Annotated in this window: 13 protein-coding genes; all 13 read right to left on the bottom strand. The window is 59.5% G+C overall.

Going from position 1 to position 11,024, the window contains the following annotated elements; translation table 11 throughout:
- On the bottom strand, window positions 1–269 hold a 269-nt coding region (locus tag WKF55_16240), incomplete at its 3' end, for an NAD(P)-binding domain-containing protein (GenBank protein ID MEJ7761132.1).
- A gap of 19 nt (window positions 270–288) precedes the next feature.
- Complete coding sequence (locus tag WKF55_16235) at window positions 289–1,401, bottom strand: DegT/DnrJ/EryC1/StrS family aminotransferase (GenBank protein ID MEJ7761131.1); 1,113 nt, start codon at window positions 1,399–1,401, stop codon at window positions 289–291.
- Window positions 1,402–1,438: 37 nt separating this feature from the next.
- Complete coding sequence (locus WKF55_16230) at window positions 1,439–2,560, bottom strand: Gfo/Idh/MocA family oxidoreductase (GenBank protein MEJ7761130.1); 1,122 nt, start codon at window positions 2,558–2,560, stop codon at window positions 1,439–1,441.
- A complete protein-coding gene (locus tag WKF55_16225) occupies window positions 2,557–3,135 on the bottom strand; it encodes an acyltransferase (GenBank protein MEJ7761129.1) in 579 nt (192 codons plus the stop codon). Before WKF55_16225 ends, WKF55_16230 begins: the two co-directional genes overlap by 4 nt.
- The gene (gene carB, locus WKF55_16220; protein MEJ7761128.1) at window positions 3,132–6,374 is read right to left on the bottom strand and encodes a carbamoyl-phosphate synthase large subunit; all 3,243 of its coding nucleotides are present in this window, start codon (window positions 6,372–6,374) and stop codon (window positions 3,132–3,134) included. Before carB ends, WKF55_16225 begins: the two co-directional genes overlap by 4 nt.
- 347 nt (window positions 6,375–6,721) lie before the next feature.
- Window positions 6,722–6,940: a 50S ribosomal protein L28 gene (rpmB, locus tag WKF55_16215; protein ID MEJ7761127.1), complete on the bottom strand. Its 219-nt coding sequence runs from the start codon at window positions 6,938–6,940 to the stop codon at window positions 6,722–6,724.
- A 1-nt stretch (window position 6,941) separates the two neighbouring features.
- Window positions 6,942–7,295 (bottom strand): 50S ribosomal protein L17, encoded by a 354-nt coding sequence (rplQ, locus tag WKF55_16210; protein ID MEJ7761126.1) that lies wholly within the window; start codon window positions 7,293–7,295, stop codon window positions 6,942–6,944.
- 5 nt (window positions 7,296–7,300) lie between these two features.
- A complete protein-coding gene (locus tag WKF55_16205; protein ID MEJ7761125.1) occupies window positions 7,301–8,398 on the bottom strand; it encodes a DNA-directed RNA polymerase subunit alpha in 1,098 nt (365 codons plus the stop codon).
- 163 nt (window positions 8,399–8,561) lie between these two features.
- Window positions 8,562–9,194 carry a 30S ribosomal protein S4 gene (gene rpsD / locus WKF55_16200; protein MEJ7761124.1) on the bottom strand — a complete coding sequence of 211 codons (633 nt, stop codon included), beginning with the start codon at window positions 9,192–9,194 and terminating at the stop codon, window positions 8,562–8,564.
- A gap of 3 nt (window positions 9,195–9,197) precedes the next feature.
- Window positions 9,198–9,575, bottom strand: a complete 378-nt coding sequence (gene rpsK, locus WKF55_16195) for a 30S ribosomal protein S11 (protein MEJ7761123.1) — start codon at window positions 9,573–9,575, stop codon at window positions 9,198–9,200.
- A 3-nt stretch (window positions 9,576–9,578) separates the two neighbouring features.
- Complete coding sequence (gene rpsM, locus WKF55_16190; GenBank protein MEJ7761122.1) at window positions 9,579–9,956, bottom strand: 30S ribosomal protein S13; 378 nt, start codon at window positions 9,954–9,956, stop codon at window positions 9,579–9,581.
- A 3-nt stretch (window positions 9,957–9,959) separates the two neighbouring features.
- A complete protein-coding gene (gene rpmJ, locus WKF55_16185) occupies window positions 9,960–10,076 on the bottom strand; it encodes a 50S ribosomal protein L36 (protein ID MEJ7761121.1) in 117 nt (38 codons plus the stop codon).
- Window positions 10,077–10,415: 339 nt separating this feature from the next.
- The coding region (gene pyrF / locus WKF55_16180) for an orotidine-5'-phosphate decarboxylase (protein MEJ7761120.1) at window positions 10,416–11,024 on the bottom strand (609 nt) is incomplete at its 5' end.

Genomic DNA, 11,024 nt, shown 5'->3' with positions numbered 1-11,024 from the left:
GCATCCATTTCCTGAAGGCGGGACTCGTCTGCAGTCGCTTCGAACCGGCCGCTATCAACCAGACCAGCCAGTTCAGCGGAGCTCACGTCCTGAATGTGCGAGTTGCCCGCCATCAGCGCCCCGACCACCCGCTGGCTCACGTCGTACCCAATCACATGAAATCCGGCCTTCGCGAACTCCAGCGCCAACGGCAGCCCGACATACCCGAGTCCGATGACTCCAATGCACGCGGTCCGGTCGTCCAGTTTCGAAAGCAGTCGGTCCTTCATGGAGACAGACGTTGCAGGGTTATTGCCCATAGAATCCTCTCACAGCCTCGATTACTTCGTTGAGATGTCGCTGACCAAGCTCCGGATACACCGGCAGCGACAGCACTTCGCGCGCGGCCTTTTCGCTTTCCGGGAAAGCGCCCTTTTCATAACCCAGATATTCGAAGCAGGGTTGCATATGCAGCGGCAAGGGGTAATAAATCGCGCTGCCGATCCCCTTTTGTCTGAGATGATCCTGCAGCTCATCCCGGCGAGCTACGCGGAGCGTGTACTGGTTGTAGATCGAAACATTCCCGGCATCTATGGCCGGGGTTGTAACGTCTCCAACGCCCAAGAAGGCGGCGTCGTAGTACGCCGCGTTTCTGCGTCGCGCAGCGCTCCACTCTTCAAGCTTCGGCAGCTTTGCCATCAGCACTGCTGCCTGCAACGCATCAAGGCGGCTGTTGTAACCCACTTCATCATGATAGTAGGTCTTCATACCCCCGTGAACCCGGAGCCGGCGCAGCCGTGTCGCAATGTCCTCGTCCTGCGTGACCATCATGCCACCGTCACCGTAACCACCGAGGTTTTTCGACGGGAAAAAACTGAACGTTCCAATCGTCGATGATTCGCCCGCCCTCACGGTCTTGCCACCCACCTCACGGGTCGCGCCAATTGACTGAGCGGCGTCCTCGATAATCGGCATCCCCGGAACCGCCGCGGCGATTGCGTCGACGGGAGCCATCTGTCCGAAGAGGTCAACCGGAATGATCGCGCGCGTACCGGGCGTCACGGCCCCAGCGGCCGCTTGCGGGGATAGATTGAAATTGTCAGGATCGATATCGGCAAACACTGGGCGCGCGCCGACGTTGTGGATGGCCCCGGCGGTAGCGAAAAACGTAAATGGCGTGGTAACTACCTCGTCTCCGGCACCGATGCCGAGTGCCCGAAGCGCCAGGAGCAGTGCATCCGTTCCATTCGCACAGCCGATTGCGAACCGGCATTGCGAGAGTTGGGCAACCGCCTTCTCGAAGCGCTCTACGGGGGCGCCGAGGATGAACGCCTGATCGTCCACAACCTGCATCATGGCAGCGACCACTTCGTCCCGAATGGACGAGTGCTGGGCCCGAAGGTCGAGGAGCGGGACGCTCATTGTCTGTGCGGCGGCATATCCTGTAAAGATGCCCGGTTCAGGCTTTGAGCGGCAGCGGCACGTCCCGCCCTGTTTTCGCGGATTCGTAGATACCAAGTATCAACTCGAGAGACTTGCGGCCGGCACGGCCGTCCGTGTCCGGCTTGGCTTCGCCCCGGAGAACCGAGAGGACGTTGCGATAATACCCCTCATGGCCATAGCCGTAAACATTTGGAGGGTTGCTGTCCATTGACCGGACAGCCTCGTCTTCTGCATCGGAATCCGCAAACGTCCAGTGCTCCACCTTGTTCACAGCGGTGCCGCCAATCTTGGCCGTTCCTCTTTCCCCGAGGACGGTAATCGAGCCTTCCATGTTGCTGGGGTAGGTCAACATGGTGACTTCGATAACGCCGAGAGCGCCGGACCTGAATCGCATGATCGCCACTCCGGAGTCTTCGGTCTCGATTTTCCGGGCCAAGGTAGCGGTCTTTGCCATCACGCTTTCGACCGGGCCCATCACCCACTGCACAAGATCGACGTAGTGTGATGCCTGGTTCATGAACGCACCTCCGTCAAACTCCCAGGTGCCGCGCCACGGAGCCTGATCGTAGTACTCCTGCGGACGGGTCCACCGGACGGTGCAGCTCGCCATGTAAAGGCGGCCAAACCGGCCACGGTCAATGGCGCGTTTGAGCATTTGCACCGGCGCATTCAGCCGGTTCTGCTTGACGACGAACAGATGGACACGCGCAGCATCACATGCCTGTACCAGCTCGTCCGCGCCGCGCAGTGAGATCGCCATCGGCTTTTCCGTGATGACGTGCTTGCCGGCGCGGGCGGCGACCACACCCTGTGCCGGGTGAAGTCCGGACGGTGTGGCGATCGCTACGACGTCGCACTCCACGGAAGCGAGCAGCTCCTCGTACGACTTAAACCATGGGATCCCATGTAATTCGCCAAAACTCCGAGCACGATCAGGATTGTCATCGCAGGCCGCCGCCAGCTTGAGTCCATCGATCTCCCGAATAGCCATCGCATGGTTGCCGCTGATGCGGCCGCAACCCACGAGTACAATCCGGAAATGCCGCTTGCCCACCTCGTCGATCGATGCGGCAGCCACATTCACGGCCTCGCCGCGAGACAAATCCTTGGCCATTTCCTCTCCAGAGTTTTCTTTCACGATTCGACTTTCTCGATGCGGTCTGACACTGCCCGGTAGCAGGTCCCGCACCCGCTGCACGAACCGGCGCCGCCATCGGGAAGACGCTGTCCGCACTGGCACATCCAGCCAATTCGTCGAGCAGGCACCCCGACCATGAGAGCGTAGGCCATTACATCGCCCGTGACGACGCTGCCCGCCCCGATGAACGCGTATTCGCCGAGTGTCGCCCCGCACACGATTGTCGCGTTGGCCCCGATTGTCGAACCGCGTCTCACGAGCGTCCGGCGATACTCATCCTTGCGGGACACATGACTTCGCGGATTGATGACGTTGGTGAAGACCATTGACGGACCGCAGAAGACATCGTCTTCCAGTTCGACTCCCTCATAAACGGAAACGTTGTTCTGGATCTTTACGTTGTTGCCGATCCTCACGCCGTTCATGACGACCACATTCTGGCCCAGAGAGCAATCCTCACCAAGGATTGCACCGGGAAGGATGTGACAGAAATGCCAGACCTTGCTGCCTTGCCCAATTTGCGCCCCCTCGTCGACGAACGCGGACTCGTGAACAAATACATCGCGTATTGTCAAACCACCGACTCCGCGCCGAGCTGGGCATGCCAATCCTGAAGGCAGCGCACGACGAACGGACGGGAACGCATCGACAGGATTGCATCGCAGGCGGCATTCGCAGCGGAAAGAGTGGTCGTGTACGCTACACCATGCGCTATCGCAGCCTGCCGCAACGTGTAATCGTCTTTTTGCGCGTGTTTGCCGAACGGAGTGTTGATGAGAAGCTGCACATCTCCATTGACGATCATATCGATGCCATGCGGCCGCCCCTCGTGCACCTTGAATACCCGGGATACCGGTATCCCGCGGCCCCGCAGGTGGCGCGCCGTTCCCTCGGTGGCCACAAGACTGAAACCCATCTCGTGAAATCGCCTGGCAATCGGCGTCACGGCGGTCTTGTCGAAGTCATTGACAGTAATCAGAATCGTCCCGCTTGCGGGTAGCCGGTTCTCCGCTGAAATCTGCGCTTTCGCGAAAGCACCTCCAAACGACTCGGCGATTCCCATAACTTCGCCCGTGGACCGCATCTCCGGCCCGAGAATCGGATCGAATTCGCGAAACTTAGTGAACGGAAACACGGCTTCCTTCACCGAAACGTATTCGGGGACAACTTCCTCGGTGAATCCGATTTCGGTGAGACTTTCGCCAAGCATTGCTCGCGCAGCGACAGCGGCAAGCGACACGCCGATTGCCTTCGATACAAAGGGCACCGTCCGGCTGGCGCGGGGATTCACCTCCAGTACGTAGACCTCTCCATCCTTGATGGCGTACTGAACGTTGATGAGCCCAACCACTCCCAGTGCCTTTGCGAAAGCAACAGTGTGGGTCCGCATCGTCTCCATGTCCTTTTCGCCGATCAGGTATGGCGGAAGGACGCAGGCCGAATCACCGGAGTGAATGCCTGCATCCTCGATATGCTGCATGATGCCGCCGATGACCACCTGATGTCCGTCGGAAACTGCATCAACGTCAGCTTCGAAAGCATCTTCCAGAAAGCGGTCAATCAAAACCGGTCTGTCCTCCGATACGCGGACGGCGCGTTCGAAGTAGTCCTCCAGCGACGCCGCATCATACACAATCTCCATTGCCCTGCCGCCGAGCACATACGACGGACGAACCAGTGCCGGATAACCGATGCGCTCGGCGATCGCAACGGCCTCGGCGACACTCGTTGCGGTGCCATTTGGCGGCTGCTGCACGCCAAGCTCACGGGCGATCGCGTCGAAGCGGCGCCGGTCTTCCGCGATGTCGATCGAGTCCGGAGAAGTGCCGAGAATTCTTACTCCCGCGGCTTCGAGTCCCCGGGTGAGCTTGAGCGGAGTCTGACCGCCGAGTTGAACGATCACCCCGATCGGTTGTTCCCGCTCAACGATTTCGAGCACATGCTCCAGAGTCAGCGGCTCGAAATAAAGCTTATCGGAGATATCGAAATCAGTGGAAACGGTCTCAGGATTCGAGTTGATCATGATAGTCTCGTACCCCCGTTCCCGCAGCGCGAGCGCTGCGCGCACGCAGCAATAATCGAACTCCACGCCCTGTCCGATCCGGTTCGGTCCGCTGCCGAGGATGACGACCGACGGGCGACCACTTCGCGGCGCTTCGTCCTCCTCATCGTAGCTGCTGTAGAGGTAGGGCGTCGCTGATGGAAACTCTCCGGCACACGTGTCCACCATCTTGTAGACCGGACGAATCCCCAGCCGCCAGCGCTCGGCCCTGATCGCCGTTTCGGTCGAGCCGCCGAGCAGCGCAAGCTGACCGTCCGAAAAGCCCAATCGCTTCATGCGGCGCATGTCGTCGGCACCCGGCGAGTCGAGGGACATGTACTCACGCTCAGCGTCGACCAGCTCCTTCATCTGCCCGAGAAACCAGGGATCGATATGAGTCAGCTCGTGAATATCGCGGATCTCGATCCCGGCCTCGATTGCGCGCTTGATCTGGAAGATTCTTTCCGGCGTCGGTTGCCTCAGTGCGCCACGTAGCGCCTCGAGTGTATCATCCGGAAGACGGTCTTCATCAAGGTACCTGCCCACTGTCCAGCCCGGCCGTCCCGTCTCGAGCGCACGCAAGCCTTTCTGGAACGCTTCCTTGAATGTGCGACCGATCGCCATCGACTCACCGACGGACTTCATCTGGGTGGTGAGCTGCGGATTAGCGGCGGTGAACTTTTCGAAAGCAAATCTCGGACACTTCACGATCACGTAGTCGAGAACCGGCTCGAAGGACGCCGGCGTAGTCCTCGTAATGTCGTTCGGGATTTCGTCGAGGCGGTAGCCGACGGCCAGTTTCGCACCGATGCGCGCAATTGGAAACCCGGTGGCCTTCGATGCAAGCGCCGATGAGCGGGACACGCGGGGGTTCATCTCAATGACGAGCATCTCTCCGTCATCCGGGTTGATGGCGAACTGAATATTGCACCCACCTGCCTCGACGCCGATTTCCCGGATCACCGAAATTGCCGCGTCCCGCATCGCCTGGTACTCGCGATCGCTGAGGGTCATCGAGGGAGCGACCGTAATGGAATCGCCGGTATGAACTCCCATCGGATCGACATTCTCGATCGCACAGACGATTACAACATTGTTCGCACAATCCCGCATCACTTCGAGCTCGAACTCTTTCCAGCCGATGACGCTCTGTTCGATCAGAACCTGCTGCACCGGCGAGAGATCAATTCCCCGGCGAACGATTTCTTCATATTCCTCGCGGTTGTAGGCGATGCCTCCGCCGGTGCCGCCGAGCGTGAATGCGGGCCGGATGATCGCCGGAAAGCCGACGAGATCGACAAGTCCGAGCGCTTCATCAAATGTCGTCGCAATACCGCCAGTGGGCACCTTGAGGCCGATACGCCGCATGGCATCGGCAAACTGTCCACGATCTTCGGCCATGCTGATTGCCCGTGCGTCTGCGCCAATGAGCTCGACGCCGTACTTTTCCAGAGCACCCGACTCGTGGAGCTTCATCGCAACGTTGAGCGCTGTCTGCCCTCCCATCGTCGGCAGAAGTGCATCCGGACGCTCCTGCTCCAGTACGAGCTCCACAAATGCCGGCGTTACCGGCTCGACATACGTTCGAGCGGCGAACTCGGGGTCGGTCATGATTGTCGCCGGATTTGAGTTGACAAGGACGACTTCGTAACCCTCTTCCGTCAGCGCCTTCGCGGCCTGGGTACCCGAATAGTCAAATTCGGCGCCCTGACCGATCACTATCGGCCCCGAGCCGATAATCAGAATCTTTTTCAGGTCAGTGCGTTTGGCCATGTCTTATCGATGACGGGCAAGAAAAACAAACCACAAATGACTCAAATGCTTCACAGATGTCACAGACGTCACAGATGACTGAAACTGCGCTCAAACGATGAAGGAACAAGGAACATGGAAATTCTGGCTGCAGTTGCACTTCCCCCAGCCATTGTCGCGAGTTGAAGCCGCCGTATGAAAAGTGCGAAAAGCGGATGGTTTGCGCATTTCATCGGTGGCATCGGCGAGCATCTGTGTCATCTGTGGCAGAGCTGCTGCGTTGTTGGACCCGACTTCGAGATGAGCCGCGGACATAAAAAAAGGAGCACGCATCGCGCACTCCCTTCTCATCCACCGAGTGCATTGAATTACGCAGCTGATACGCCACGCGGTGCACGCTGAACCTTGCCCGCATGCAGGCACCGGGTACAAACCTTGACCTTCTCGATCTTCCCTTCGATCACGATACGGGCCACCTGAAGGTTCGGCTTCCAGGTTCTCCGCGTCTTGTTGTTCGCGTGAGAAACGTTGTTTCCGAACGCCACACCCTTGTCGCAAACGTAACAGCGGCTTCTGTTGATCGGCATATCAGTCCACCAGCTCGATGCGGGCCATTTCCGCGCCATCACCCTTGCGGTGACTGGTCTTGAGGATACGCGTGTACCCTCCGGCGCGGGTTGCAAACTTTGGCCCTATTTCCGTAAACAATTTATCGTTGAGCGAGCGGACCTGCACATGACGTCCCGCCAGCCGGCGATCGTGAAGCGTTCCCGAGCGGGCCTTCGTGATCAGCTTTTCCACGAATGGCCTCAGCTCCTTGGCTCTCGCTTCGGTAGTTTCGATCGCGCCGCGCTCGATAAGCGCCATGGCGAGACCCCTCAAAAGGGCCAGCTTCTGCTCAGCGGTTCGCTTGAGCGACCGGCCTGTCTTGCGGTGACGCATTGTTCTTACTCCTCGTCGTCGTCGTCGTCGGCTGCGACAATTGGTACGTTGCGGTTGGGAGGCGTTCCGGCGTCGGTAATGCGAATACCGTCGGCGGTCTCCTCGAACTTCATGCCGAAGTTCAACTTGTGTTTCTCGAGCAGGTCGACGATCTCGTTCAGCGACTTCTTGCCAAAGTTCTTGACCTGCAGAACCTGAGCCTCAGTCATCTTCACCAGATCGCCCAATGTACGGATCCCGGAGTTCTTGAGGGAATTCACCGAGCGGACTGACAGCTCGAAGTCGTCGATCGGCGTGCGCAGGGCTTCGGCCAGCTTCTGACCATCCCCGCCTGGCATATCCATTCCGTTCGCCAGCGGCGCGGACGAATGGGAGCCAAACCCCGCAAAATACTGGAAGTGAGTCTGCGCCAGCGCTGCCGCGTAACTCACCGCTTCCTCCGGCGAAATCGTACCGTTCGTTTCCACGTTCAGCGTCAACCGGTCGTAATCCGTGCGCTGGCCAACGCGTGTCTCGGCAACGGAAAAATTCGCGCGTCGCACGGGGTTGTAAATGGAGTCGATGCGAACCACATCGACGGGCAACGCCTTGTCCACCGGATGCTGGTCCGACTCGACATAGCCGCGCCCCTTGTTCACATACAGCTCGACATTGATGTCCCGGTCGTCCTGCATCGTGAACAGGTGATGCTGGGGGTTCAAAATTGTCACATTGGGCTCAGCATGAATGTCGCCGGCCGTGACCGCCCCTGCCTCGCTCTTCGTGATGCGAAGGGTCGCGCTCTCTTTCCCCTCATCGAGGGCGAGCGTGAGATTTTTCAGATTGCCGATGATCTGATGAACATCCTCGACAACTCCCTTTACGGTCTGATGCTCGTGCAGAACGCCGTCCATGCGGATACCCCAGACCGCCGAGCCGCGAAGCGACGAAAGCAGCATGCGGCGCATTGCGTTGCCGAGGGTATGACCGAAGCCACGCTCGAGCGGCTGCAGCCGGAATTCTGCTGAGTTGGAGCTGTCTTCGCGTCTGGTTGCTTCTACCAGTTGCGGACGGACGAGCCCTCTGAGATCGATTGCCTGTGCCATTTCCTGTTTGATCCTCACGTCCCACCCCGCCCCTAACGCGCGGTGAGCCCGTACGGGAGTTAGGGTCCCGTTGCGGTGCCGGCACGAACTGCCGACGCCTTCATATGTGAACGTGAGCGCGGGAAAATTCCGCGCTCACGTATCGTTCGCTCTCTCCGCCGGGGCGGAAGAGTCAGCGACGCTACTTCGAGTAAAGCTCGACGACCAGTTGCTCCTGGGCAGCGATCGGGATATTGGGCCGCGTCGGGCGCTCGAGCATGCGACCGCTGAAAGTGTCACGGTCGACGGCAATCCACGTCAGCGGCGCGCCGCGTGTCGATTGATCCATGGCGACCATTACCGAGGCCTGCTCGCGGGACTTCATCCGAACCCGGATTTCTTCACCCGGCGCAACGACAAAGCTGGGAACGTCGACCGGCCTCTGATTGATCTCGACGTGCCGGTGCCGGATGAGCTGCCGGGCGGCCTTCCGGCTGGCTGCAAACCCCATGCGATAGACAACGTTGTCAAGACGGCTCTCGAGCGCGGCCAGAAGGTTGTGTCCAGTTATTCCGGGAAGAGTTGCAACGCGTTCGAACGTGTTACGGAACTGCTTCTCGCTGACGCCGTAGATTCGCTTGATCTTCTGCTTTTCGCGAAGCTGTTTGGAGTACTCTGACATCTTGCGGCGGCGCGCGGTGCTCGCCCCGTGCTGACCGGGCGGACTGGGACGACGCTCGACCGGGCACTTCTCGGTGAAACACTTGGTGCCCTTGAGAAATAGCTTGGTTCCTTCCCGCCGGCACTGTCTGCAGCTAGGGCCTGTGTAACGCATCGGTCAGACCCTCCGACGCTTGGGGGGACGACAGCCGTTGTGCGGAATAGGCGTGACATCCTTGATCGACTTCACCTGGAGCCCTGCAGCTACGAGCGCCTGAATCGCTGACTCGCGCCCGGAGCCCGGCCCCTGCACGCGAACGTGCACGCGGCGGACGCCGAGTGTCACGGCTTCGCGCCCGGCCTGCTCTCCGGCGACGGTGGCGGCAAAAGGAGTCGATTTCTTCGAGCCTTTGAAGCCGGCCTTGCCCGATGAGCCCCAGGAAATCGTATTTCCGTGGGCGTCCGTAATGGTGATCGTCGTGTTGTTGAACGTTGCGCTGACATGCGCAACGCCTTCCGCCTCGATGATCCGTTTGGTCTTCTTTCCAGTAGCCATTGTTTACTTCGTAACCTTCTTCTTTCCCGCGATCGCGCGGCGCGGCCCCTTCTTGGTGCGGGCGTTCGTGTGAGTGCGCTGGCCGCGCACTGGCAGCCCTCGGCGATGACGATTACCGCGGTACGAGCCAATGTCCATGAGTCGCTTGATGTTCATTGCGACTTCAGTGCGAAGGGCGCCTTCTACGCGGAAGTCCTTCTCGATCGCCTGGCGAAGGCGGTTAGTGTCGGCATCATTCAGATCGCGGACACGCTGGTCGGCGTTAATCCCCGTCTCTTCAACGATACGGCGCGCGGTCGCGCGGCCGATACCAAAGATATACGTGAGCCCGATTTCAATTTTCTTCTCGCGTGGAAGATCCACGCCGGCGATACGTGCCATTTATCAGCCCTGCCGCTGCTTGTGCTTGGGATTCCGACTGCAGATGATCCGGACGACGCCCTGACGCTTGATCACTTTGCAGTGCTCACAGATCGGCTTGACGCTACTGCGTACTTTCACAAAAGCTCCTATGGACGTGCCAACAGCCCCGCACGCTTTGCGGAGCCACTATTCGAGGGTAGCCTTGGAAAATACCGCCTGAGTGATGTGAAATCAACCGGGGCAAACCGAAGTTAGTGGTCACGGATTGTGATGGACACTGGGACGCTGCTACGACCACGAATATGAGGACGGTGCGGATCCGCAAAGTCCTCAATCCGCGGTCTTGGCATGCGAAACAAGTGTCACGCTTCAAACTGAACGAACGCGGGACCCGAATCTGACTTGGGCCGCAGGTGCGCTGAGCGTGCAAAGTGCGCAAAATCAGGCGCGACGTCGGTAACCCCTCCACGTCGTTAATTAAGCCAACGGTCGCCGCCCCGTCAGGCTCTGGGTAACCGCTTCCATCGCCACACGCGGATCTTTGGCGAGAGTGATCGACCGGCCCAGCACGACATAGCTGGCACCCGCGGATGCTGCGTCTTCAGGTGACATGACCCTCGACTGGTCGCCAGCGGCGTCGCCCGGTAGACGGATACCGGGCACTAAAAGCCGAAGTGAGTCCCCATGGGTCGCATGAACCGCCGCAGCCTCGTGACCGCTGCAAACGATTCCATGCATGCCCGCCTGACGGGCCATTGCAGCCATGCGGGTTACCTCTACTCCGGTCTGGACCAAGGATCTGCCCCACGCATGCGCCAGCATCGAGTCGTCGAGAGAAGTTAAAACAGTCACCGCAAGCACACCACACGCCGCGCCTGCCGCTTCGACCGCTGCCTCCAACATCTTCTGGCCGCCGGACGCGTGAACAGTGGTGAGCCGCACCCCCATATCCGCTACCCTGCGAATCGCCCCCGCGACAGTGTTCGGAATGTCATGGTACTTCAGGTCGAGAAACACATCGCAGCCAAAGTCGCGCAGCCACTGGATAATTTCCGGCCCGACAGCTGTGAACAGCTCGTTTCCTAC

The organism is Gemmatimonadaceae bacterium, from assembly GCA_037721215.1.
Classification (GTDB): Bacteria; Gemmatimonadota; Gemmatimonadetes; order Gemmatimonadales; family Gemmatimonadaceae; genus UBA4720.
This window is presented reverse-complemented; position numbering and strand designations above follow the sequence as displayed.

Excerpts from the sequence above, each read along its gene's own strand:
- rpmB (MEJ7761127.1), bottom strand. The coding sequence starts at position 6,940 with ATGCCGATCAACAGAAGCCGCTGTTACGTTTGCGACAAGGGTGTGGCG.
- WKF55_16235 (MEJ7761131.1), bottom strand. The coding sequence starts at position 1,401 with ATGAGCGTCCCGCTCCTCGACCTTCGGGCCCAGCACTCGTCCATTCGG.
- rpsD (MEJ7761124.1), bottom strand. The coding sequence starts at position 9,194 with ATGCGTTACACAGGCCCTAGCTGCAGACAGTGCCGGCGGGAAGGAACC.
- rpsM (MEJ7761122.1), bottom strand. The coding sequence starts at position 9,956 with ATGGCACGTATCGCCGGCGTGGATCTTCCACGCGAGAAGAAAATTGAA.
- carB (MEJ7761128.1), bottom strand. The coding sequence starts at position 6,374 with ATGGCCAAACGCACTGACCTGAAAAAGATTCTGATTATCGGCTCGGGG.
- rpsK (MEJ7761123.1), bottom strand. The coding sequence starts at position 9,575 with ATGGCTACTGGAAAGAAGACCAAACGGATCATCGAGGCGGAAGGCGTT.
- rplQ (MEJ7761126.1), bottom strand. The coding sequence starts at position 7,295 with ATGCGTCACCGCAAGACAGGCCGGTCGCTCAAGCGAACCGCTGAGCAG.